Source organism: Nesterenkonia ebinurensis (assembly GCF_008711175.1).
Classification (GTDB): Bacteria; Actinomycetota; Actinomycetes; order Actinomycetales; family Micrococcaceae; genus Nesterenkonia; species Nesterenkonia ebinurensis.
This window is the reverse complement of the sequence record NZ_VWNF01000011.1, coordinates 480,395-503,430: the sequence shown is the minus strand read 5'-3', so window position 1 is coordinate 503,430 and position 23,036 is coordinate 480,395. Positions and strand designations below refer to the sequence as shown.

General features: G+C 62.8%; 20 protein-coding genes. 12 read left to right on the top strand and 8 right to left on the bottom strand.

Features of this window, described 5'->3' with window-relative positions; all coding sequences use genetic code 11:
* The first annotated feature begins 58 nt into the window (after positions 1-58).
* A complete protein-coding gene (locus F0311_RS06160) occupies positions 59-889 on the top strand; it encodes an aldo/keto reductase (protein ID WP_150461051.1) in 831 nt (276 codons plus the stop codon).
* 301 nt (positions 890-1,190) lie between these two features.
* Here F0311_RS06160 and F0311_RS06155 read toward each other — a convergent pair whose 3' ends face one another.
* A complete protein-coding gene (locus F0311_RS06155) occupies positions 1,191-3,293 on the bottom strand; it encodes a BCCT family transporter (protein WP_150461050.1) in 2,103 nt (700 codons plus the stop codon).
* A gap of 141 nt (positions 3,294-3,434) precedes the next feature.
* On the opposite strand from F0311_RS06155, the gene F0311_RS06150 reads away from it, so the two are divergent.
* The 4 genes from F0311_RS06150 to F0311_RS06135 all read left to right on the top strand — a co-directional run bounded on the left by F0311_RS06150 (position 3,435) and on the right by F0311_RS06135 (position 9,812).
* Complete coding sequence (locus F0311_RS06150) at positions 3,435-4,742, top strand: endonuclease/exonuclease/phosphatase family protein (RefSeq protein WP_150461049.1); 1,308 nt, start codon at positions 3,435-3,437, stop codon at positions 4,740-4,742.
* A gap of 18 nt (positions 4,743-4,760) precedes the next feature.
* On the top strand, positions 4,761-5,840 hold the full coding sequence (locus F0311_RS06145; RefSeq protein WP_150461048.1) for a hypothetical protein: 1,080 nt from the start codon (positions 4,761-4,763) through the stop codon (positions 5,838-5,840).
* A 376-nt stretch (positions 5,841-6,216) separates the two neighbouring features.
* On the top strand, positions 6,217-7,254 hold the full coding sequence (locus F0311_RS06140) for a universal stress protein (protein ID WP_150461047.1): 1,038 nt from the start codon (positions 6,217-6,219) through the stop codon (positions 7,252-7,254).
* 425 nt (positions 7,255-7,679) lie between these two features.
* Positions 7,680-9,812 carry a C40 family peptidase gene (locus F0311_RS06135; RefSeq protein WP_150461046.1) on the top strand — a complete coding sequence of 711 codons (2,133 nt, stop codon included), beginning with the start codon at positions 7,680-7,682 and terminating at the stop codon, positions 9,810-9,812.
* A gap of 61 nt (positions 9,813-9,873) precedes the next feature.
* On the opposite strand, the gene F0311_RS06130 is transcribed toward F0311_RS06135, so the two are convergent.
* The gene (locus F0311_RS06130; protein WP_150461045.1) at positions 9,874-10,239 is read right to left on the bottom strand and encodes a metallopeptidase family protein; all 366 of its coding nucleotides are present in this window, start codon (positions 10,237-10,239) and stop codon (positions 9,874-9,876) included.
* A gap of 60 nt (positions 10,240-10,299) precedes the next feature.
* Here F0311_RS06130 and F0311_RS06125 point away from each other — a divergent pair, with 60 nt between their 5' ends.
* Positions 10,300-11,478, top strand: a complete 1,179-nt coding sequence (locus F0311_RS06125) for a MalY/PatB family protein (RefSeq protein ID WP_150461044.1) — start codon at positions 10,300-10,302, stop codon at positions 11,476-11,478.
* 154 nt (positions 11,479-11,632) lie between these two features.
* Here F0311_RS06125 and pyrE read toward each other — a convergent pair whose 3' ends face one another.
* On the bottom strand, positions 11,633-12,220 hold the full coding sequence (gene pyrE, locus F0311_RS06120; protein WP_150461043.1) for an orotate phosphoribosyltransferase: 588 nt from the start codon (positions 12,218-12,220) through the stop codon (positions 11,633-11,635).
* Positions 12,221-12,328: 108 nt separating this feature from the next.
* On the opposite strand from pyrE, the gene nadE reads away from it, so the two are divergent.
* Complete coding sequence (nadE, locus tag F0311_RS06115; RefSeq protein WP_150461042.1) at positions 12,329-13,156, top strand: ammonia-dependent NAD(+) synthetase; 828 nt, start codon at positions 12,329-12,331, stop codon at positions 13,154-13,156.
* Positions 13,157-13,166: 10 nt separating this feature from the next.
* On the opposite strand, the gene F0311_RS06110 is transcribed toward nadE, so the two are convergent.
* The 5 genes from F0311_RS06110 to F0311_RS06090 form a co-directional block, all read right to left on the bottom strand.
* Entirely contained in the window at positions 13,167-13,958 is a 792-nt protein-coding gene (locus F0311_RS06110; RefSeq protein ID WP_150461041.1) for a creatininase family protein, read from the bottom strand.
* Positions 13,955-15,067 carry an aminotransferase class V-fold PLP-dependent enzyme gene (locus F0311_RS06105; RefSeq protein WP_191089768.1) on the bottom strand — a complete coding sequence of 371 codons (1,113 nt, stop codon included), beginning with the start codon at positions 15,065-15,067 and terminating at the stop codon, positions 13,955-13,957. Before F0311_RS06105 ends, F0311_RS06110 begins: the two co-directional genes overlap by 4 nt.
* A 7-nt stretch (positions 15,068-15,074) precedes the next feature.
* Positions 15,075-16,337: a TRAP transporter large permease gene (locus tag F0311_RS06100; protein ID WP_223881161.1), complete on the bottom strand. Its 1,263-nt coding sequence runs from the start codon at positions 16,335-16,337 to the stop codon at positions 15,075-15,077.
* A gap of 8 nt (positions 16,338-16,345) precedes the next feature.
* Entirely contained in the window at positions 16,346-16,894 is a 549-nt protein-coding gene (locus tag F0311_RS06095) for a TRAP transporter small permease (RefSeq protein WP_150461038.1), read from the bottom strand.
* A 74-nt stretch (positions 16,895-16,968) separates the two neighbouring features.
* Positions 16,969-18,021 carry a TRAP transporter substrate-binding protein gene (locus F0311_RS06090; protein ID WP_191089767.1) on the bottom strand — a complete coding sequence of 351 codons (1,053 nt, stop codon included), beginning with the start codon at positions 18,019-18,021 and terminating at the stop codon, positions 16,969-16,971.
* Between the two features lie 182 nt (positions 18,022-18,203).
* On the opposite strand from F0311_RS06090, the gene F0311_RS06085 reads away from it, so the two are divergent.
* From F0311_RS06085 to F0311_RS06065, 5 genes are all read left to right on the top strand, one after another.
* Entirely contained in the window at positions 18,204-19,376 is a 1,173-nt protein-coding gene (locus F0311_RS06085) for a M20 family metallopeptidase (RefSeq protein ID WP_191089766.1), read from the top strand.
* Positions 19,373-20,077, top strand: coding sequence for a GntR family transcriptional regulator (locus tag F0311_RS06080; protein WP_150461035.1), 705 nt, complete (start codon positions 19,373-19,375; stop codon positions 20,075-20,077). Before F0311_RS06085 ends, F0311_RS06080 begins: the two co-directional genes overlap by 4 nt.
* Before the next feature lie 44 nt (positions 20,078-20,121).
* The gene (locus tag F0311_RS06075) at positions 20,122-20,505 is read left to right on the top strand and encodes a RidA family protein (protein ID WP_150461034.1); all 384 of its coding nucleotides are present in this window, start codon (positions 20,122-20,124) and stop codon (positions 20,503-20,505) included.
* Positions 20,506-20,513: 8 nt separating this feature from the next.
* A complete protein-coding gene (locus F0311_RS06070) occupies positions 20,514-21,782 on the top strand; it encodes an alanine racemase (protein WP_150461033.1) in 1,269 nt (422 codons plus the stop codon).
* Between the two features lie 139 nt (positions 21,783-21,921).
* Complete coding sequence (locus F0311_RS06065; RefSeq protein WP_150461032.1) at positions 21,922-23,034, top strand: pyridoxal phosphate-dependent aminotransferase; 1,113 nt, start codon at positions 21,922-21,924, stop codon at positions 23,032-23,034.
* Positions 23,035-23,036 lie beyond the last annotated feature (2 nt).

Sequence of the window (23,036 nt, the reverse complement as noted above, 5' to 3'; positions counted from 1 at the left end):
TTCCGGCAGAGAAGGTTCAGCACCAGTGGACAGTACCGACCCCGGAAGGACATCACCGATGACTGCAGTACCCACCATTGAGCTGAATGACGGCACCACTATCCCGCAGCTGGGATTCGGCGTCTGGCAGGTGCCTGCTGAGCAGGCCGAGGAGGTGGTCACCAAGGCCCTGCAGACCGGCTACCGGCATATCGACACCGCCGCGGTCTACCGCAATGAAGAAGGTGTGGGTGCGGCCATCGCCAAGTCCGGCATCCCCCGCGACGAGCTCTACGTGACCACCAAGCTCTGGGTCTCAGACTTCAAGAAGGGCGCCACGAAACAGGCACTGGAGACCTCACTGGCCAAGCTGGGTCTGGAGGCGGTGGATCTCTACCTCATCCACTGGCCGGCCCCGGCTGACGAGAAGTACCTGGACGCATGGGCCGCCCTGGAGCAGCTGCAGGCTGAGGGCAAGACCCGCTCCATCGGCGTCTCCAACTTCCTGCCTGAGCACCTGGACCGTGTGGCCGAGATGGGCTCGGTGACCCCTGCGGTCAACCAGGTGGAGATCCACCCGGCCCTGCAGCAGCGGGACATCCAAGCTTCCAACGCCACGTACGGCATTGCCACCCAGGCCTGGAGTCCGCTGGCTCAGGGGGCAGTGTTCGAGGATGCGCCGATCGTCGAGGCCGCCGAGGCCCACGGGGTCACCGTAGCTCAGGTGATCATCCGTTGGCACTTGCAGCGCGGACGCATCCTGTTCCCCAAGTCGGTGACCCCGGCCCGGATCGAGCAGAACTTTGAGGTCTTCGGCTTCGAGCTTACTGAGGCCCAGCTGGAGGCCATCGACGCCCTGGACCGCAACGAGCGCACCGGCATGGACCCCGCCACCTTCAACCCGGCCTAATTGAGCGGCCGCGCTTACTAGGAGCAGCCACCCAGTACGCAGATACACCGGGTTTTCTTGGATACACCACCTTATAACCCGGTGTTCTTGTGAAAACCCGGTGTAGTTGCTCCGGGGTGAAATGGCATCAGGGCTGAGCGCCCAGAGCAGAGAAGAACCCCGGCTGATCATTCCAGCCGGGGTTCTTCTGGTGCCCAGAGGCAGTGAAGACTACTTGGCGTCGTCGTTGCCTTTCGCCTCGCTCACGAGTTTCACTCGCCTCGGAAGATCCCGCGTGAACGCGGGCCTTCACTCGGCTCAATCACTCGTCCGGGTCCACCACAGGGATGGTGCCGGTGGCCACGGTTTCGTCGAAGTACTCCTCGGCCTCCTGCTCCCAGCCGGTGTACGACTCGGAGTATTCAGGGGTGGCGAAGACCTCGTCGGCGCGGATCGGGTCACGGTACGCGTAGGACTGATCCCAGCCGAGCACACCAGTGGTCGGGTTGACGTTGGTGGCCGAGGGCGGGACGTCCTGGATGGCAACCACCAGATCATCATTGGCTGTGCCCTGGGACTCAGCGGCCCCGGAGCCAGCAGAGGCAGGCAGACCGGCCAGGGTGGCCGAGGTGCCGCCGAACATGGCCCGCAGCGTCTTGGTCTGCTCGTTGAGGATCTCCAGGACCGTCCGCTGCACGGCCGGGCCCTCCTCAGTGCCGGTCTGCTGACGCGCGGTCTCCACCACGGCAGCCTTAGTGGCGTGGCGGCGGACCCGCACGTAGCGCGGTGCGGTGCGTCCCTCATAGAGGTAGAGGCGCACCTGGGCGATCACCGCCAAGGCCATCACAATCGAGAACGGCGCGGCCGAGGCGATCGCGGCCACCTGCAGCACACGCAGCGAGGAGTCTGGATCATCGCCGGCGGCCAGCAGCACAATAGCGGCCAGGGCGATCAGCGCGGTCCAGAACACCCGAGTCATCCTGGGGGTCTCGGTGCGGCCGCCGTAGGCCAGCACATCGGTGACCAGGGACCCGGAGTCGCCGGAGGTGATGAAGAAGATGGTGATCACAATGATGGCGAGCACGGCGGTGATTGAGGCCAGCGGCAGGTTGTCCAGCAGCTGGAACAGCGAGTCCTCGGTGCCTACGGTCTCTCCGCCTTCACCGTCGTCCACCAGCATGGTGCCCTCGGTCAGCTGGTAGTAGATGCCGGAGGAGCCGAAGATGGAGAACCAGATGATGCCCACAGCGGTGGGAGCCAGCAGCACACCGAGCACGAACTCACGGATAGTGCGGCCGCGGGAAATACGGGCGATGAACATGCCCACGAAGGGCGCCCAGCTCATCCACCAGCCCCAGTAGTAGATGGTCCAGTCAGCGGACCAGCTGCCACCCAGCAGGCCGCCGTCGCCGCCGGCGTAGTCGGCATTGGTCTCGAACATCAGCTGCGGGAAGGCCAGCGCGTACTCACCGGTGTTGGAGATCAGTGACTGCAGCAGGAACAGAGTGGGACCTGCGAGCAGCACGAACAGGGCCAGCACAGCCGCAGCGATCAGGTTGAAGTTCGACAGCCACTTCAGACCCTTGTGCACACCACTGATGACGGAGAAGGTGGCGATGGCCATAATGACGATCACCAGGACGGTGAGCAGCGGCTCGGAGCTGGGATCCTCCACCCAGCCCATGAAGCCCATGCCGGCTGCGATCTGCTGGGTGCCGATGCCCAGGGAGGTCACCACGCCGAAGACGGTGCCCACGATCGCGACGACGTCGATGATGTGACCCACCCAGGACTCGATGAGCTTGCGGCCGAAGATCGGCTCCAGCAGCCAGCGGATCGCCAGCGGGCGGCCGCGACGGAAGGTCATAAAGGCCAAGCCCAGGCCGATCACCACGTAGATGGCCCAGGCGTGCAGGCCCCAGTGGAACAGTGACTGGCCGATGGCAGAACCTGCATTGGCGGACTCGGTGGCGGCGATGATGTTGCCTTCGGCGTCAACGCCGGTGTCCCCGGTCAGTTCCGGGGGAGCGATCAGGTGCCACAGCGGCTCGGCCACGCCCCAGAAGACCAGTCCGATGCCCATGCCGGCGGCGAAGAGCATGCAGAACCAGGAGCCCAGTGCGAACTCGGGCTTCTCATCGTCGCGGCCCAGGCGGATATTGCCCACCTTGGAGAGCCCGGCCCAAAGGGCGAAGACGACAAACCCGGTGCACAGCAGCACATACCACCAGCCCACGCCCTCAACAATGGTGCTGTTGAGTGTCTCGAAAGCATCAGCGCCGTACTCATTGCCCCACCAGGTGGCGAAGCCTAGGGCGACCAGGATAATAACGACTGAGGGTATGAAAACCCACAGGTTCAGCCCGCGCACCACGTCCGATATGGACCAGTCGCGCAGCTTTTCTACTTCTGGCTGCGAAGCCATGAAGATCCTCCTCAAATGCGAGTTGTGTATCTCTTTACCGTGCCACTCTATACATGACAGGACAGTTACACCTTGATAACTGTTTCATTGAGAACCACCGGTGGCTTGGCTCATCGGCTTGGAGCGGTTACCGTTGAAGGCATGCCCACAGGCTCTGAGATGCCTGCGCGCCGAATGAGGAAGAGGGATGTGCTGCGGCCAGCTGCTGCAGTGCTGACGGCTTCATGCCTTTCCCTCGCTGCCGTTCCTGCCGCGCAGTCCGGTACCGCAGCTGACGGGGTCGCCGGTGCGACCCCCGCTGCCCTCTACCCAGCGCCGGGCCAGCCCAGTCCAGAGGCCAACGGAAATGACGACGCCGCCACCTCCACAGTGCACAAAGACCAGGGTGATCTGCGCATCGCCACACTCCATGCTGATATCACCGCAGACCCCAGTGCGGAGGCCCCGGTGGAGTCCCTGGTGAACAGTCTGGCCACCGGCAATCACACCCAGGCCCGGGCTGTGGCACAGACCGCGCAGCTCAACGCGCCGGATGTGCTCATTCTCACAGGCGTCAGCTATGACGAGGATCAGCAGATCGCCGAGCAGCTCAACGGGTACCTGGCCTCAGGTCAGTACGGGGCGGCCGGCCTGGACTACCCCTATATCTTCACCGCTCCCACCAACTCCGGCCGAGAGTCCGGTGTTGACCTCGACGGCGACGGCAGTATCGGCGGTCCCGGTGATGCCGTGGGCTATGGGGAGTACCCCGGCCAGTACGGCACCGTGATCTTCTCCAAGCATCCGATCGCTGAGGATGAGGTCCGCACCTTCCAGCAGTTCCTCTGGGACGATCTGCCCCAGGCCGAGCTGCCGGAGACCAGCCACTCCGACCTTGCGGCCTCAGTGCTCCGACTCAGCGAGACCAGCCTGTGGGACATTCCGGTGGAGGTGGACGGCCACACGATCAATCTGGTGACCACCGCCTTGGCGACACCCAGTGAGGAAGCAGATATCGCCAGGGGGGATGACCTGCGCCAGGTGATCGCTGACTACGTGACCGGTCAGGCCTGGTACCTCTACGACGACAAGGGCGAGCCTGCTCCTGGAAACCCCGCCGCACACTATGTGGTGGCCGGTCTTCCAGCAGCAAAGACCGGGCCGGAGAATCTCGATGTGCTGCTGGACTCCCCGGTGCTTCAGGACACCCAGCCGGAGGCCGTGACACAGCGCCCGCTCTCTGACCGCCCGGGCTCGGAGTGGCACACTGATCCGCTGGCCACCCGGCATGTGCCCGGTGATCGGGATCTCCGGACCTCATATGTACTGCCCTCCACCACCCTTCCGGTCAGTGACTCCGGAGTCTTCTGGCCCGGGGAGGGTGAGATCGGCTACCAGGTGGTGAACCCGGAGAGCAGCTATGCCCTGGAGGACCGCCTGGTCTGGGTCGATCTGACTGCAGGCAGCTGAGACTCTAGACTGAAGGATATGGCTTCAGCGAATCTTGTGCTTTCCTCCGGCAGCCGCCAGGCACCGGTGCCGGAGATCCCCCGACATGAGCAGCGGCTGCGCCGGAAACAGGAGAAGCAAGCGGCCAAGAAAGCCTCCAAGCCGCTCTTCCGCAGTGCTGCTACTGGCTTTGTGGCCGCCAAATCGATCTCTCTGGTCTCCCGGCAGGCGTTCAACCAGGACGGCTCGCTGACCCCGGGTGCGGAGACCTGGCTGACCCGGGCCGTCACCGTGCAGCGGCCGATCGTGTTGGCCAACCTGCGCCGGCTGCGCAAAGCGCACCCCACCCTCAGCAACCGGCAGCTGGCCATGCAGCTGGACAAAGAGTTCAAACGCTCCATGACCGGCGGCGGTGTGCTGATCGGAGCCACCTCAGCGGTGCCCGGTGTGGGAACGGTCACCTCCATGGGACTCTCAGTGCTGGCCACCGGAAGCTTCCTGGAGCTCTGCGCCCTCTACGCCCAGTCGATGGCCGAACTCTCCGGGATCAGCACCGAAGATCCCCAGCGTGCCAAACTGCTGGTGATGGGGATCATGCTCGGTGAGGAGGGGCGCCGGCTGCTCGGCGAACTCTCTGCCCAGGCCGAGGGTCGTGGCGCAGGACCGATCGGCTCCATCGTGCCGATGAGCTCCTTGGCAGCCAGCTCCGCCGGATCCTCCACTATGGCCAACCTGATCACCAATCAGCTGAAGAAGCAGTTTGTGCGCCGGTTCTTCATCCGGCAGGGGACCTCCATGTTCGCCCGTGCCGTGCCCTACGGCATCGGGGCGATCATCGGGGGAGTGGGCAACCGGGTGCTGGCACACCACATCACCTCCACTGCGCACAGCATCTTCGGGGAGCTGCCAGAGCAGACCCCGGCAGCTCTGGTGGAGGACTTCAAGCGGGGCCTGGAGCGCGAGAAGCTGCGGGCTGACCGTAAAGAGCGCCGGGTGAAGAAGAAAGAACTCCGAACAGCCTCCAAGGCAAGCCGGAAAGAGGCCAAGGCCCTCCGCGCAGCTGAGCGGGTGTCGTCGTCCTCTGAGAATCTGGCGCTGCCCGGGGAGTTCTCTGCCTGACAATTTACGCAGTATTCACGCAGAGTCGTCGGGTGGACATTCGGTCTCCAGGTGGTCACGGGTTGGTCCGGAGCTCCTAATCTGTGGGCATGAGCATCAGCCTGCAGTGGGTTCCCGAGGATTTTGACACTGCCTCCAGCACATCATGACCCCGCCGGACATGGGTCTTTGCGCACCGGTGCGTCTCCGCGCTGTTCCCCGAGCATACCCGGCTCGACTCGTCCAGCACCTGTCTGCGTAACACCGGCGAGTTCTGAACGGACCTTTAGGTGCGAAGGCCGGCGCCGCTGCAGCCGGCCGAGAGCCGAGCGGGGTCTCCCCGTGGGTGGGACCAGCACTGTAGGATGTCGGGAAACCACATCCCAGGAGGTCCGCCATGATCCCCGAGAACCCCGGCGTCGTCGTTGGCGTGGACGGCTCAGAACAGTCCCTGCGGGCAGCCCACTGGGCAGCCGCCGAGGCCCACCGCCGCGAGCTGCCGCTGACCGTGGTGACGGCTTATTCGATCCCAGCCTTCGCCGCCTCCTCCATGGACGGCGGCTACGCCATGATGGATGACTCCTCCTTGCGTGCTGGCGCGGAGAAAGTGCTGGAAGAAGCCAAGCAGTTCCTGCGCGACTATCCCGGCGAGGTGGACTACCGCATCGAATCCGGGGATCCCGCTGCGGTGCTGCTGGAATACTCTGAGTCCGCTGCAGTGCTGGTGGTGGGCTCCCGCGGCAGGGGAGGGTTCTTCGGACGGCTGCTCGGATCGGTCTCCTCCGCACTGCCTGCACATGCCAAATGCCCCACGGTTTTGGTGCCGCTGAAGTTCTCATCCAAGCAGGAGAACGCTGTGACCACCGCTACCGGGGCCATCCCGATCGTCTCCGCCGCCGATGAGCCGGGTGCACCGGCCCCGGCCTCGCTCATCGAAGAGGGAGCCCATCCCATCCGGACTCGGGACAAGCGCCCTGTGGTGGCCGGAGTGGACGGCTCCGACTACGGCAGGGTGGCCGCCCTGACCGCAGCCCAGGAGGCTGCCGAGCGCGGCACCACACTCAGACTGGTCTGTGCTCTGCCTCCCTTGGGCTCCACCCTGGTGTGGATCCCCACCCACATTGAAGACTCCGACGCACTGGCTGAACTGCAGGAGAAGCTCAATGCCGGCCGGCTCTGGATCAACAGCCACTACCCGGAGCTTGAGATCGATGTTGAGGTCATCGACGGCACCGCAGTCGATGTGCTGGTTGCAGAGACCCGTCACGCCCAGCTGACGGTGCTGGGCACCCGCGGACGCGGCGGATTCGCCGGAATGCTGCTGGGCTCTACCTCCCAGGGAGTGCTCCAGCACGCCGAAGGTCCCCTGATGGTGGTGCCTGAAGGGGAGGACCAGCGCATCCAGAACCGCGCTGAGTTCGGTCCCGTGCTGTAATGTCCCGCAGCGGGGCACATGGGTCTGTATCAGATCTGCTGTGCAATATATAGGTGACACTCCACGCTGAGACTCTGTGACAAAGTTGTGCAGAGCTTAACCTTCAACCTACTTGAAGGTTTGACGATGCTGATTTGTGACCCTACTTCCGCGGAATGACGCGGTTTTTTGTTTCACAGATTCATCACAGAAACCTTGAGGGCTATTGCCTCCGTGACCTTTTCGCAATTATTGTGAACGCCAGCAGCACCGCGAAGGGTTCCAATCCAGACACGTTTCCCATCTCAGTCGCTCGCCCGAGGGGTTCACTCAGCCTCCGCAGGTAAGCGTCCGTGTCCCGGCTGGAGCCGCAGCAGGGTCTCTCATACTACGAGACCTAGGTTGGCGTGACCGCTGCGCCCAAAGAGGAAAAGTGAGGAAGAACTGTGAAGCACCGTCGCAATCTTGCGGTGGCGGCCGTCACCGCCGCCATCGTGACTACAGCGCTCGTCGGGACCACTCTGCCCGGCCTGGTCGCTGATCGCACCTCTGACGGCTCCGCCGTGGAGCAGACCAACGACCAGAACCTCTCTGATGAGACCCTCGTCCGCACTGACCTTCCTGAGGTGCTCTCCGTCGAGGAGATCTCCACCGCCGCCGAGTCTGCTGACGCCCGGGACCAGATGATCATCGACATCGTGGGCCGGATTGATCAGGCCGTGGACCGCGCCGAGGAACTCGAGCTCGAGCTGATGCGTCAGCACTCCCTAGCCATCGCCGAGCTGGAAGAGGCCTCCGAGCTTCGCGAAGAGGCCGAACAAGCACAGCGTGAGGCTGAGGCGGCCATGGCCCTTGACGCCTCCGACGACTACCAGAGCTCCGACACCTCTGCAGCAGATGTCCTGCTGGGCGAGGGCGACACTCTGGCCGATGACGCCACCGACCAGCAGCTTGACGAACAGGCTGAGCAGGATGCCGCGGCAGCGCTGCAGCGCCAGCGCGAGGCTGAAGACCGCGCCGAGGCACAAGACGAGGTGGCCGCCGCCTCCCTGGGTGACCTCGGAGCAGAGGAAGCTCGGATCCTCCAGCAGCGTCGTGAAGCAGACCAGCGCACCTGCGAGCTCCTGGAGACCCTCCAGGAGGAAGAGAGCTTCGAAGGCTCACTGGACGACTTCCTGCTCTGGCTCTACAACCGTGAGGAGCTCTCCGAGACCGGGACCGGCTACTTCGCTGAAGACGGTGCCATCGACTGCGATGCCGTCACCGCCCGGATCAGCCAGCTGCGTACACCTGCCTCGGCTGAGACCGATGAGGCTGGCACCGCGGCCAGCAACCAGACCACCGAGGACTCTTCGGACGAAGCGGAAGGGGAAGCCGAATCGTCCGAAGAGTCTGAGGTCACCCCCTCCGACTCTCCGAGCCCTAGCCCGAGCGAGACCGCAACCTCCACTCCGAGCCCGAGCGCCACCCCCTCGGCTACTCCCACCCCGAGCCCCTCAGAGTCCCCCACTGAGTCAAGTGCGGCCAGTTACGACTCGCTGAGCTCAGAGCAGAAGGATCTGCTGGCTGAGGCCGCTGAGCTGGACACCAACTTCGACGGTGGTGCCCGGGACTACTACCAGCTGATTCTGGACAACGATCTGTTCACCACCAGCAGCGGCAGCGCCAGCTGGACCGTGGTGGAAGGTGAGGTCACCCGGCTGCGGAACCAAGCAGCTGAGGCCGAGGCTGAGGCCAGCTCATCACCCAGCCCCAGCCCGAGCCAGTCTTCATCCTCTGCACCGAGTTCATCGCCGAGCTCCTCACCGAGCCCGACGCCGACTCCCACCCCTACCCCGAGTTCCACGCCCAGCCAGACCTCTGCCCCGAGCTCTACGCCTACCCAGACCTCCAGCCCGAGCTCCAGTCCCTCGCAGACCCCGCGGATCCCGCACTGGGATGACCTGAGCCAGGAATTGCGAGGCCTGCTGGTGGAGGGCAGCAACATCGACCCGAGGTTCGACGGAGGCTCCGGCGGAGACTACTGGCGGTGGATCCCGGCCAACCGACCTGATCTGCTCAACAGTGACGGTACGGTCTCCACCTCCAGGCTGGCCACCCACCTGAGCGGGCTGCGCAGCAGCTCATCGTCTAGCCCCAGCCCGAGCCCCACCCAGACGCAGACTTCGACTCCGCGTCCCACGCAGAGCTCTGGGAACCAGCCCGCCGGCAACAGCGGAAGCAGCGGCGCAGCCCAGATCGCCCTCAGCTGGGCCCGCAACGAGGCCACCCGGTCGGGCACCAGCTACGTGTTGGGCGCCAATGGTCCCAACGCCTGGGACTGCTCCAGCTTCGTGCAGGCAGCCTACGCCCGGGCCGGGGTGAGCTTGGGCCGCACCACCTACGCCCAGCTCACCCAGGGCCGACAGGTCTCCTGGAGCGACCGCCAGCCCGGCGATCTGATCTTCTGGGGCAACTACCATGTGGCCATCTACCTGGGTGGCGGAATGATCGCTGATGCCGGCTCCCCCTCCTCCGGGGTCAGCATTCGTCCGATCTTCCAGTCGCACAACATCAGCCAGGTCCGCCGCGTCGGCTGATAGCAGAACAGAATAACGACGACGCCCTTGGCACCCAGATGCCTGGGGCGTCGTCGTATGTTTACGCCCAGCCGAGGCGGCGGAGGGTGTCGTCGCCGATGCCGAAGAAGTGCGCCACCTCGTGAACTACGGTGACGGTCACCTGCTCCACCACCTCATGCTCGCTCTGACAGATCTCCAGAATTGCTTCCTTGTACAGCGTGATCCGGTCCGGCATCGCCCAGGGCTCCTCGCCGCGCTCGGTCAGCGGAGTCCCCTCATACAGCCCCAGCAGCACCGTATTCGGGTTCTCCCAGGGCTCAGGCTGATAGCGGTCCTCCACAAACACCGCCACATTGTCGATCTTGGCCGCCAGCTGATCCGGGATGAGCTCCAGAGCGTCGGTGACTGCGGCGTCGAACTGTTCATCGCTCATCCGAACGGTCATGGCAGAGAGTCTACGGGCTGAGCTATCGGACTATCGGACCTGGTTCGATAGGCTCGGTGTATGGGAGAGACGCAGAATCCGCTGGAAACCTTTAGTCTCGAGACGCTTCGCCGCCGCCAGTCCATCAAATGGCGAGCTTTCGGAGATGACGTGCTTCCCCTGTGGGTGGCTGAGATGGACACCCCCTTGGCGGAGCCTGTGGTCCAGGCGCTGAGCCGGGCTGTGGAGCTCGGCGACGCCGGCTACCCCTCCTCAGGGCCCTATATCGAGGCATTCCGCAGCTTCGCCGCCCAGCGTTGGGAATGGGAACCGGCCGCCGCCCAGATCCGAACGGTCCGCGATGTGATGACCGGTATGGTGGAGGCCCTCCGACTAGTCGGTGAGCTCTGGGACACCGTAATCGTCTCATCCCCGGTCTACCCACCGTTCTTCAACTACCCGGTCACCGCCGGCCGCCGAGTGGTCGAGGCCCCGCTGGGTGCCGACGGCAGACTGGACTTTGAGATGCTGGACGAGGCTTTCAACCTGCGGACTGCCGGTGGCCAGGCTGCCTACCTGTTGGCCAACCCGCATAACCCCACCGGCGCGGTTCATACCCGTGAAGAGCTCGAGCAGCTTGCCCAGCTGGCCGCCGACTACGGAGTCCGGGTCATCGCTGATGAGATCCACGCGCCCCTGGTCTACCAGGACTCCACCTTCACCCCCTATCTGACGGTGGATCCGCGCGGCTACGCGGTCACTTCCGGTTCCAAGGGCTGGAACCTGGCGGCATTCAAAGCAGGGCTGCTCATCGCCGGTGAAGAGGTCAGTGCTGAGCTTGCGGAGCTGCCCCCGGAGGCACCCATCGGGGCCAGCCATATCGGTGTGCTGGCTCAGACCGCCGCCTACGCCGAGGCGACACCCTGGCTGGATGCGGTGCTCCAGGGCCTGGACGCCAACCGCCGTCTGCTGAGTGAGCTATTGGCTGAGCACGTCCCCGGTGTCGCCTACTCGGTGCCGGAGGCCACCTATTTCGGCTGGCTTGACTTCAGTGAGTTCGGGTACGACGACGCCCCTAACGGCGGAGCAGAGACACCTATCCAGGGACCGGCCAAGCACCTCGTGAAGGAGGCGAAGGTCGCCCTGACTGGGGGGCATTCCTTCGGCACCGGCGGGGAGCGGCACGCCCGGCTGAACTTCGCCACCAGTCAGGCGATCCTCACTGAGGCCGTCCAGCGCATCGGTGCTGCGCTTAAGTAATTACTCCAGCTCAACTCACCTGCGAAATCAGGCGGTTATTGGATTATCGGCATCTCATGGGGTGCAGATTTTCCAATAACCCCCTGATAAGAGGTTCCGCCGAGAGGCGCAACAGGTATGACCGAGTGGCGGGATCCCTCAGCCGGGGAGTGTCTTAGGCCAGCCCGAGGTCCGTCTTGGAATAGGCGTAGAGATAGGGAACCCCAGACTCAGCCTCAATATGCTCCTTGGCCCCGGTGTCCCGATCCACGATCACCGCCACGGCCTGGATATCACCGCCCACTTCACGTACTGCCCTGACCGCCTGCATGGCTGAGCCCCCGGTGGTGGAGGTGTCCTCCACCACCACCACCTTGCGCCCCTCAATACCGGGGCCCTCCACCTGGCGGCCCTTGCCGTGGCCCTTGGGCTGCTTGCGCACCACATAACCGTCAACTGCCCGGTCATCAGCCGCAGCAGTGTGCAGCACTGCGGTAGCCACGGGGTCGGCCCCCATGGTGAGCCCGCCGATGGCTTCGAACTCGATTCCGGCGGCGTCGAGCATGCCCAGCACCAGCTGTCCCACCAGCGGTGACCCTTCGTGGTGCAGGGTGAGCGGGCGCATGTCCACATAGAAGTTGGCCTGCTGTCCGGAGCTCAGAATGAAGCTGCCGTGTTCTACTGCGAGCTGGTTGATCAGGTCGCGGAGGCGGGTGGCGACGTCGTGGTTCTGTTCCAGCAGGGCGGATGCGTAGGAAGTCATGACTTCCATCTTATGGCCCGGCCAACCGCAGCGGGCGGGCATGACTCCAAGCTGCCCTTCAGCGGAGATTCACCTGCCGGTTACATGTCGCTGACTAGACTGATCGTTATGCGTGAGCTTCAGAAGACGATTGTTGAGGAAATGGGCGTCAAGCCGCAGGTTGACCCTGATGAGGAGGTCGAGCGCCGCAGCGATTTTCTGGCCGCCTATGCAAAGTATGCCGGGGCCCAGGGCTTTGTGCTGGGCATCTCCGGAGGGGTGGACTCGACTCTGGCCGGCTACCTGTCCCAGAAGGCTGCCCAGAAGTTGCGCGAGGATGGCATCGATGCCCGTTTCCACGCCATGCGACTGCCCCATGGCACCCAGCAGGACGAGGCTGACGCACAGAGCTCATTGGAGTTCATTCAGCCTGATCACACCCACGCCTTCAATATTGAGAAGGCGGTGACCGGTGTGGATGTGGCGTTCAAGGAGACTTTCGGCACCCGGCTGGCTGACTACCACCGGGGCAACGTCAAGGCCCGGCTGCGGATGACTGCCCAGTATGCGGTGGCCGGAGAGAACAGAGCTTTGGTGGTCGGTACGGACCACGGCGCGGAGTCGATCACCGGGTTCTTCACCAAGTTCGGCGACGGCGGCGCGGACATCCTGCCCAACTTCACGCTGAACAAGCGCCAGATCCGCCAGATTCTCAAGCACCTGGGTGCTGATGAGCGGATCTGGTCCAAGGTGCCCACTGCGGATCTGCTGGATGACAACCCGGGTCAGCTGGACGAGACCGAGCTGGGCATCACCTACGACCAGATCGACGACTATTTGGAGGGGCGCCAGATCGACGACGACGCCGCAGCCCGCCTGGAGCACCGCTATCTCACTACCCGGCACAAGCGCACCATCCCTGTGACCCTGCTCGATGACTGGTGGCAGAGCAGGTGAGCCTGTTCGACTAGTCCTCGGCTGGAGAAGCTGATCCGCACTGAGCCAGGATCTGGTCCACAGCTGCTCCGACCCGGCTGACTGCCGCAGAGACCAGCCGTCTGCCCGCCTCCGGGTGGTAGAGACCTGGCTGACCGACCACACCGACCGGATTGAGCTCCTCGAAGGGCCGGTTGGTCTGGGGGTGGGCATCCGGAAACAGGGATGGATCGGGCCAAACAGCCTGACCGCCTGCGGCGGGGACGGTCTCAGCCGACACTGCCTCTGGCCACAGGTGCGACAGAATGGAGGTCTCCATGGCACAGGCGTGCCCGGCCGCCCGGCTGGCATCCGGGAAGACCTCTGCGAGCACATCGGCAAGCTCATCGAAGTAGCTGAGGGACCAGGCACGTACCCCTTCCAGCAGCAGTTCCTGGAGTGCCAGGGACAATGCCGGCCGATTTCCCCCGTGACCGTTGAGGAACACCGGCGTATCCCCGTGGGCGGCGATGCTGGCGGCGAGGTCCACCAGGACTGAGACCAGGGTGCTGGGCCGGAGGCTGAGCGTTCCAGCGAAGGACAGGTGGTGCCCGGAGGCTCCCACCGGAATAGGCTCGGCCACCAGGACTCGGCTTCTGCCGGCAGCCACTCGCTCGGCGATCTCGGTGGCGATCCAGGTGTCTGTTCCCACCGGCAGGTGCGGGCCGTGCTGCTCCACGGCACCGATCGGTACCAGCACCGCATAGGGTCCTCTGCTCCGGTGATCCGGGGAGACCAGGGCTGCGTAGCGTTGGGAAGCGGAGGCTGCTGGACCGGGGGTCACAGGATCTGACCCTGTTCACGCAGCAGAATCTCCTGGACCAGATCCACGGTCTCATCCTCCACGTATATGTGGAAGCCGAAACGCAGCGCTCCCCGCCGGACTGAAGCACGCACTCCGGCACGTTCCAGGGCAGCCAGCACGGGCCGCGGCTCCTTGGTCGCATAGGTGATGATCGGGCTGGACAGATCGCTGGCCGGAACCGGCAGGTCTGCCTGCTGCAGCCCGTGCCGGAGCCGCTCCGCGAGGCTGAGTACGTACTGCTGGCGGTCCTGGAGTGAGAATCGGCCCAAGGCAGCCAGGCTGGTCTGGGCACCCACCCAGCTCAGCCAGGCTGGGGACTGATCCAGTCGTGCTCCGCCCTGACGCGGCAGCAGCGGTGGTCCGTAGGATCCCACCTGCGGGGTGTCCACCATGCCGTAGGGACTGGCTGATGACGGCGCTTCAGTAGAGAAGTCGGGGCGAATCACCGCGTATCCGGTGCCACGAGGAGCAAGCAGTCCCTTGTATCCGGCGCTAGCGACCAGTGCAGCCTCCTGGGGGTCAAACCCCAGTTCGACGACGCCCATCGACTGAGTGGCGTCCACCAGCAGTTCGGCCCCCGCGGTACGGCACGCTTCGCTCAGTCGGGTCAGATCAGGCCGAGCACCGTCATGAGAGCTCACGGTGGAAACGGCCACTGCTGCCACGTTCTCGTCCAGGGCGTGGAGGAAGGTTTCGGTGGTATAGGGGCCGCTGACCCAGCGGAGCCGGTCTTCGCCGAAGGCCTGCATGAGCGGAAGCAGCAGAGAGCGGAACTCGCTGCGGTGGGCCAATAGCAGACCCCTCCTCCGCGAGACCTGCTCACCCACGTAGGCGACAGCGGGCACCACCGAAGGGATCAGGGCGATATGCTCCGGGTCCACGGCGAACTCGGCGGCAATCAGGGGACGGCATTCCTCCCGGATCTGGTCCCAGTCCTCGAAGCGCGCCGAGGCGCTCGCCCAGGCTTCTACGGCCTGCCGAACTGCCTCGGTGGTGGGCTTCGGCGGCACCCCCATACTGGGGGTATCCAGATAACGGGCGGCCTCGGCGGGGAAGAGACTGCGCATCTTCTCGGGTGTTTCAGCCATTGAGGGCTCATCCATTGATCAGATTCGGGATCCACATGGTCAGCCCTGGGACGAAGGTCAGCAGGAGCACCATCGCGGCTCCCACCAGGAAGTATGGAATCAAGTCCTTAACGGCGTCTTCCATTTTGATTTTGGCCAGGTGGCAGGAGATGAACAATGTGGTGCCGATCGGCGGAGTGAACAGCCCCAGGGCCAGCGCGCAGAGCATGACGATCCCGAAGTGGGTGGGATCCATGCCCAGTTCAAGCGCGATGGGGAAGAAGATCGGAATGAAGATGAAGAGGTTAGGCACCAGGTCCATCACCATTCCTGCGCACAGCAGGATCAGCACCAGGGCTAGTTTGATCCCCCATGCAGGCAGGCCCAGGCCCATCAGCGCGTCGGAGATCAGCTGCGGAACCCGTTCCGAGATGAGTACGTAGCTGAAAATGGTCGAGGTGCAGACAATCAGCATCACCACTGTGGTGCCATAGGCCGCACCCTTGACCGCACGTACCATTCCCCTCCAGTTCAGCGACCGGTAGATGAACACTGAGATGAGGAAGGCGTAGACGGCTGCGACAGCTGCCGCCTCTGTAGGGGTGGCGATACCGGCGACGATCACAACGATCAGTACGATCGGCAGGAGCAGTGCCCAGAAGGCTTTGACCGCAGCAGTGGTGAACTCCTTGAGGCTTGGGCGCGTCTCCCGCGGGTAGCCTCGTTTGATGGAGATGGCGATGGTCAGTGCCAGGTAGGCGACTCCAATCAGGATGCCGGGGATGATTCCGGCCAGGAACATCTCGGCGACAGAGAGATTGGCCAGCCAGGCGATGATGATCATCGTGCTACTGGGCGGGATGATGATGCCCACCACCGAGCTGGAGGCGTTGATCGCTGCCGAGAAGGAGGCGGTGTACCCCTTTCGTTTCATTTCGGGAATGAGTACCGAGCCCACTGAGGAGGCATCAGCCACCGATGAACCTGAAACCCCAGCCATGCCCATACTGGTGACCACGGAGACACAGCCCAGGCCGCCGGGCAGTTGGCGCACTCCGGCGTGCACCACGTTGATGAGGCGCTGGGCGATTCCGCTTTCGACCATGATGTTGCCCATCAGAATGAAGAACGGAACGGCGAGGAATGCGAATGACTGAGTATTGGACAAGAACCTCTGGGCCACGATGTCCAAAGTGATGCCTTCTACCAGCACGTAGAGCAGGGCAGAGGCACCCATCGCGAAGGCTACGGGCATGCCCAGGATCAGCAGAAGAACAAAGACTATGATCATTACCCAGATCATTCGGCTCCACCTTTGATTGTTCCCTCAGCCAGTTCCGAGGGGTCGATTGTCTCGCCAACGGGCTTGCGCAGGTGGCGGAAGAATATGTCTGTGATGATCTGCAGCAGCAGCACAACGCTGATCACCGCAAAAGTGACTGCCACTGAGGCGTTGAGCCAGGCTGTGGAGATCTGCAGGGAGGGTAGCCGCTGATCCATCACCGCTGTGGTGAGCTGTAAGCTGGACCAGGCCAGAACCAGGCAGAAGCTCAGCATGATGATCTTCATCAGTACTTCTGCAACTTCGGGCAGTTTGCCCGGCAGCTTGTCACGGAAGTACGTCACGGCGATGTTGTCCTGGCGGTGAGTGACGGAGATGGCCGCCAAAAACACCAACCAGGCAAAGATCAGTCCGGACATGCCCGTGGTGGTCTGGATCGGGGTCTGCAGCAGATAACGGCTGATGACCGCGGCCATCACCACTGTCGTCAGGGCCACCATCAGGATGCCGGCCAGGGTTGCCAATGCGTCGACGCTGCGATCGACGACGCGTACCACTCTGTCCATCAGTCCTCTTCTCTTTAAGAAGTCCAGCAGCAAGACGGCGGCACTCCTGCCTGGGGTGCCGCCGCCCTACTGGTCTATTCGCTGCGGTATTCGTCGAGGAACTCCTGGGCCTCGGCAATGCTCTCCGAGCCGATGAGATCCTCGAACTGCCCGAAGGCTGGTTCGACAGTCTCTCGGAAACCGTCAATATCGGGGTCTTCAACGATCTCTTCGAACTCGTCGGAGAGCAGCTCCAGCATCTCTTCATGATTTTGCTGGGTTTGTTCCCGGGATAGGGTCTGGGCTTCATCGGCGGCGTGCTGCACGACCTCCTGGAGCTCAGGATCAAGACTCTCCCAAACCTCCGGATTCATGATGAAGTTCACATGGTAGTAAAAGATGTTCATGATGGTCAGGTAGTCCTGAACTTCATGGAAGTTCGTCTCGTAGATGGCATCCAGCGGGTTGAACTGACCATCGATGACTCCCTGCTGAAGAGCCGGATAGACCTCCGTGAAGGGCATAGTGTCAACACCGGCACCCAGGGCTGTGAAGGTCGCAATGGAACTGGGCTCGTCTGGGCTGCGCATCGTCACGCCCTGGAAGTCGCCGGGCTCCTGGATCGGGCGGACGTTGTTGGTGACCTGGGCAAAGCCAAGATCGTGGTGGGAGAGTACGAAATAGCCCTCTTCGTACGCGGCTTCCTTCCACGACTCGCCCACCGGCCCGTCTAGCAGCGCATATGCCTCATCGAAGTTCTCGATCATAAAGGGCAGGGCAGGGATGGCATACTCAGGCACCGCATTCTGCAGTGCCCCGCCACCTGCCATCTGAAGATCCAAGCTGCCGGTGCGGATTCCGTTGAGCATCTCCTGCTCACTGCCCAATGCTTCGGCAGGATAGATGTCTACCGTGATACGACCGTCGCTCTCCTCCTCAACGATCTCTTTGAACCGTTCGGCTGCGAGGCCTCGGACGGACTCTTCGTTGGTGTTATAGCCCAACTGCCACTCATAGGTCTCCCCTCCTCCGGCGTCGTCGTTTCCGTTATCCCCATTGTCGCCGCAGGAGGCGACAAGAAGCAGAGCAGAAGCGGTGAGTAGGGCACCGGCTTTCCGACCGTTACTGCGAAAGGTGAGTGATTTCATGAGTCCTCCTGGTGAGTCGAGTGGTGAAGATTTGTGAACGATATCATATGGTCTAGTCCAATTTTGCGGTAAATTCAAGGAATTGCCGACTATCATGCCTTCTTGTACTCTCATTGTCTAGACCTTTTGTTACAGTCCGGTTACATGTCCGGTACCTGAAGAACGGAGCCAGTGTGGATGTCTTGTCATTGACCGCGGAGCTTGTCGCGATTGACTCCTCCAACCCTGGAGTGGGGGAGCAGGCCGTGGTAGATCGGCTGGAGGACCTCTGCCGTGAGCTCAACCTCCCCTTTCAACGCATCGAGCCTGTGGCTGGTCGGCCAAACTTAGTGGTGACCGTCGACAAAGGGCCAGGCAGGCATCTTGCCCTCTCCGGACACGTGGACACTAAACCGATCGGCGATGCAGCAGATCAGTGGCAGACTGACCCGTTCACGCTCACCACCATCGGGAACCTGGCATATGGCCTTGGCAGCTCTGATATGAAAGGTGCTGTAGCTGCCTCCCTGCTGGCACTCCAGCGATACAGTCAGGGACCAGGGGCGGGAAAACTGAGTGCAGTTCTGACAGCGGATGAGGAACAGGGCTCAGGCGCCGGTGCGCAGGCGCTCACCGAGCAGAACCTCTTGCCGGAGATCGATGCCATGGTGATTTGTGAACCCAGCGGGGTGGAAGAGCCCTGGGAAGCTCTACATCTCGTCTCACGGGGCATCTGCTGTGTGGAGCTCGAGATCTGGACCAAGCAGGGGCACAGTGGGCTCTCACCAGCTTTGGGCAGGAACGCCGTTCTGGTGGCCGCAGACCTGCTGAAGGCGTTTGAGAGCTTCAGCCCCACTGTCAGTCATCCGGGAGCTGTTCCCTGCGAGGTGACGGTCAATCCTGGCATGCTGGTCGAAGGCGGTGTTGCCTTCGGAACCTGGCCGGGACACTGCCGGATCGGTATTGAGCTTCGGCTTGCCCCGGGCATGGACGAGACGGTGGTCAAGCAAGAAATCCAAGACGTGGTGGATCAGATAGCTGGAGACAGCGCCCACGTGGAGGTCCAGTACCGCCCTGGATCTCTTGGCTGGATGCCAGGAATTGAGCTTGATCCCGGCCATGACGTGGTGGAAGCCTGTCAGCGTGCGGCGGCGCAGGTCCTCGGTAAGAACTTGAACTTCAGGGGATACCCTGGTGGAACAGACGCTACATACTTCATGCGCCAGGCCGGAATCCCGACAGTCACCAGTCTGGGTCCTGGTTGGCTCAGCGTGGCTCATGGCCCCAATGAGTGTGTAGGCGTGGACCAGCTCTATCAGTCAGTTGACCTCTACCAGGCTCTGGCCGAAAACTATTTGCAGGAGAGAGTTATATGACCCCTGCCCCCAAGTACGAACGCATAGCAGAGGAGTTGGCCGAGCGGTGCGCCAGCCTCCCGCCGGGCACACGGCTGCCTCCAGAGAAGATCTTGGCTGAGGAATTCAGCGTCAGCCGGATGACTGTGCGCCAGGCGCTTGAGCGGCTCAACGAGAACATGGTTGTTACCCGCAGCCCTGGCCGCGGAACCTTCGTGCAGCGGCCTCGGGTCACCAAGAATCAGCAGCTCACCTCCTTCACCGAAGACATGCATGCCCGGGGCATCCCCGCCTCGACCCGTCTGGTTCGCCTGGACGAAGTCACCTCCACCACGGAGCAGTCCCGGGAATTTGGGCTTGGTCCTGGTGCGGCGCTGGTCCGAGCCGAGCGTCTGCGCTACGGAGCGGAGGAGGCAATCTGCCACGAGACGGTCTATCTTCCGCCTCAGCTTGCCAGCGCACTTTCAGCCTCCGACTATGAGCAGTCCATACACGCCGCCCTGCGCAGTCAAGGTGCCGCCCCGGTGAGCGCGACCCGGCACACCTCGGCCGCCTTGTTCCCTCGGAAGGTGGCTGCTCTGTTGGGCAGTTCCGCGGACGCGCCGGCACTGCGGGTTAAGCATACGTTCCGTGACAGCAAGGCGGAGCCGCTCTATCTGGCCGATTCCTTTTACCGCGCTGACCGATACGAAATCGTCACAGAAGTCGAGCGTTTTGACTGACCACCTACCCCTGAAAGTCCTACCACTGACCCGAAAGGAAGATCATGATGAAGAAAGCTCACGTCCTCGAGGAACTCCCCGCTCCGGCCGGTCCGTACAGTCAAGTTGTCGAGGCCGGGGACTTCGTGTTCACCGCCGGCTTCGGTCCGCAGGACCCGAAGACCGGGGAGGTGTCAGAGGGCATCGAGGCCCAGACGACCCAGGTGCTCAACAACTTAGAGACCGCACTGGCAGCTGTCGGGCTGACCTTCGCCGATGTGGTGAAGACAACCGTCCATCTGGAACGGTTGGATCGAGATTTCCAGGGCTTCAACAAGGTCTATGGTGAGCGCTTCCCTAAGCCTTTCCCGGTGCGCACCACAGTTGGCAGCACACTGGCGAATATCCTGGTGGAGATTGACGCCGTCGCGATGCGCCCTGCCTCCTGAATGCTGCCATGAGCTCCCAGGAAAACTCTGTACCAGCGTGGCAGACAAGCATGGGGCCCTGGCTCATCGAGCCGGACCCCTTGGACAAACACTGGTCCCCTGCCTTCTCCGCACAGGGCGAAGTACAGCTGTCGGTGGAAGACCTGCCCACTCCCAACCTGATTCTGGACGTTGATGCCCTCACACGGAACCTTCAGAACATGCGTGAGTGGACCACCGAGGTAGGGGTTCGTCTGGCCCCCCACGGTAAGACCACCATGGCGCCAGGCCTGTGGCACTGGCAGGTGGATGCCGGGGCATGGGGAATATCTGTGGCTAACTTCTTTCAGCTGCGGGTCGCCCATCACGTGGGGATCCCCCGTGTCCTCGTGGCCAACGAATTCCTCTCACCGGGGGGACTGCAGTGGTTGAGCGAGACTCTGTCCATCACCAGTGCAGAGACCTTCGACGTGGTGTGCTGGGCGGATTCCGTGGCGGGTGTGGAGCTGATGGAGAAACAGCTCACAGCTTCTGGGGCTAACCGTCCGCTTGGGGTGTGCGTGGAAATAGGTGCCCTGCACGGCCGCACGGGCATCCGTGCCGCGGCGGAGGCCAGGGCGGTGGCCGAACGCATCGCTGCCTCGGAAGTTCTGCAGCTGCGAGGTGTTGCAGCCTATGAGGGCAGTGTTCCTGCCCCCGTCGAGGGCGACCACGCCTCCGCCGTAGCGCGTTACGTGCAGAAGGTCAGAGCGGTCTTCACAGACCTGTCTGATATCTACGAGACCGCAGGTCCCATCCTTACCTGCGGCGGCAGCGCATGGTTCGACATCGTGGCAGAACAGCTGGCACCTTCAGCACAGGAGGTTCCTGGCACCGAGGTGATCCTTCGCTCGGGTGCATTCGCCATCCATGACCATGGACACTATGAGCGGGTGACGCCGGGCCGCACCCGCACGGGGCCTCGTTTTGTTCCTTCAGCGTTCTCCTACGCTCGGGTGCTCTCGGCCCCAGAGGACGGGCTTGTCGTTCTCGATGCGGGCAAGAGAGACATTCCCTACGATATCGATCTGCCCCGAGTTCTTGGGGTCTTCGCCCGCGGAACTTGGCGGGAGGTCTCGGCGGAGGTGTTCAAGACCGATGATCAGCACGCCTACGTCCGTGTGGACCAGGCAGCTTTGAAGGTAGGTGATCTGGTGCGGCTGGGGCTCTCGCATCCGTGCACCATGTTCGACAAATGGCGCTCTGTCCTCCTGATGGAGAAGAACCAGCTCGTCGGAGCAGTCAGAACGTATTTCTAATTTCGCATATCGGCGGCGGAGGCACAGTTCTTCTGCACCCTCCTCGAACGTGATCAGAACCTATTTAAGTATACCTTTGGAGAGTTACCTATTGGCACACCAGAGCAGAGAACCTGCATTATCTGAAGCCGCCACTTCGATGCCGCGCTCGGGCATTCGCGAAGTCATGGACCTGGTCTGGCAGGCCGATGCCCCGGTCATCGGGCTGCATGTGGGGGAACCCAGCTTCCCGGTACCTTCCGAAGCTCTTCAAGGAGCTCATGAAGCACTGGACGCCGGGCATACCAGCTATGTTCCTAATGCCGGCATACCTGAACTCAGGGAGGCCATCGGCGATAAGCTGCGCACCCACAACTCCATACAGGCTTCTGCCGATGACATCATCGTCACCGCTGGCGGTATGCAGGCGCTCTCCCTGGCGATGCTCGCAGTACTTTGGCCAGGAGATGAAGTTCTGGTGCCTGATCCCGGCTGGCCGAACTTCGCTATGGCCGCTCAGCTGCTGAACTGCCTGCCCCGCCCGTATAGGTTGTCGCCAGAGAATGAGTTCCTGCCCACCGTGGAGGAACTGGACAGGCAGCTGACCTCGAAGACCAGACTACTCATCCTCAATACGCCGTCGAATCCCCTGGGCTCAGTCTTCGATGAGAGAACAATTGTCCAGGTACTGGAGTGGGCCGTGAAGAACGACCTCTGGGTGATCTCCGACGAATGCTATGACGCGATCACCTTCGAACATCCTCATCTTAGCCCGGCCGCCTTCGACACCACAGGCCGTGTCCTCTCTTGCTTCAGCTTCTCCAAGACCTACTCGATGACCGGAATGAGGGTCGGCTACGTCTTAGCGCCGGAGGGTACCGGTCCTGTCCTGGCAAAAATGCAGGAGCCGGTGCTCTCCTGTGTCAATGCACCGGCGCAGTACGCTGCTCTGGCGGCACTGCGCCATGCTTCTGGAAGCATTCTCCGCGCTCGGCAGAGCTACCAGGAACGCAGGGATGCTGCTTGCCACCTTCTCGATGAGCTGGGTGTCTCCTATCTCTTACCACGGGGCAGCTTCTTCCTGTGGGTTGATGTCCACCGGTTCACAGACTCGGCATCTGACTTCGCCCGTCGTGCTGTGCTGGAGAAACAAGTGGCAGTAGCACCCGGTACGGCCTTCGGCAGTGCCGGGGAGGGGTACATCCGGGTTTCGTTGGCAACAGAGACTCATCTGCTGCTCGAGGGGCTGACCCGAATCTTCAAAGGTCTGTGAAG

What these genes read in the sequence shown, in the direction of transcription:
- F0311_RS06160 (WP_150461051.1), top strand. Translation starts at nt 59, where the DNA reads ATGACTGCAGTACCCACCATTGAGCTGAATGACGGCACCACTATCCCG.
- F0311_RS06155 (WP_150461050.1), bottom strand. Translation starts at nt 3,293, where the DNA reads ATGGCTTCGCAGCCAGAAGTAGAAAAGCTGCGCGACTGGTCCATATCG.
- F0311_RS06150 (WP_150461049.1), top strand. Translation starts at nt 3,435, where the DNA reads ATGCCCACAGGCTCTGAGATGCCTGCGCGCCGAATGAGGAAGAGGGAT.
- F0311_RS06145 (WP_150461048.1), top strand. Translation starts at nt 4,761, where the DNA reads ATGGCTTCAGCGAATCTTGTGCTTTCCTCCGGCAGCCGCCAGGCACCG.
- F0311_RS06140 (WP_150461047.1), top strand. Translation starts at nt 6,217, where the DNA reads ATGATCCCCGAGAACCCCGGCGTCGTCGTTGGCGTGGACGGCTCAGAA.
- F0311_RS06130 (WP_150461045.1), bottom strand. Translation starts at nt 10,239, where the DNA reads ATGACCGTTCGGATGAGCGATGAACAGTTCGACGCCGCAGTCACCGAC.
- F0311_RS06125 (WP_150461044.1), top strand. Translation starts at nt 10,300, where the DNA reads ATGGGAGAGACGCAGAATCCGCTGGAAACCTTTAGTCTCGAGACGCTT.
- pyrE (WP_150461043.1), bottom strand. Translation starts at nt 12,220, where the DNA reads ATGACTTCCTACGCATCCGCCCTGCTGGAACAGAACCACGACGTCGCC.
- nadE (WP_150461042.1), top strand. Translation starts at nt 12,329, where the DNA reads ATGCGTGAGCTTCAGAAGACGATTGTTGAGGAAATGGGCGTCAAGCCG.
- F0311_RS06105 (WP_191089768.1), bottom strand. Translation starts at nt 15,067, where the DNA reads ATGGCTGAAACACCCGAGAAGATGCGCAGTCTCTTCCCCGCCGAGGCC.
- F0311_RS06100 (WP_223881161.1), bottom strand. Translation starts at nt 16,337, where the DNA reads ATGATCATAGTCTTTGTTCTTCTGCTGATCCTGGGCATGCCCGTAGCC.
- F0311_RS06095 (WP_150461038.1), bottom strand. Translation starts at nt 16,894, where the DNA reads ATGGACAGAGTGGTACGCGTCGTCGATCGCAGCGTCGACGCATTGGCA.
- F0311_RS06090 (WP_191089767.1), bottom strand. Translation starts at nt 18,021, where the DNA reads ATGAAATCACTCACCTTTCGCAGTAACGGTCGGAAAGCCGGTGCCCTA.
- F0311_RS06080 (WP_150461035.1), top strand. Translation starts at nt 19,373, where the DNA reads ATGACCCCTGCCCCCAAGTACGAACGCATAGCAGAGGAGTTGGCCGAG.
- F0311_RS06075 (WP_150461034.1), top strand. Translation starts at nt 20,122, where the DNA reads ATGATGAAGAAAGCTCACGTCCTCGAGGAACTCCCCGCTCCGGCCGGT.
- F0311_RS06070 (WP_150461033.1), top strand. Translation starts at nt 20,514, where the DNA reads ATGAGCTCCCAGGAAAACTCTGTACCAGCGTGGCAGACAAGCATGGGG.
- F0311_RS06065 (WP_150461032.1), top strand. Translation starts at nt 21,922, where the DNA reads ATGCCGCGCTCGGGCATTCGCGAAGTCATGGACCTGGTCTGGCAGGCC.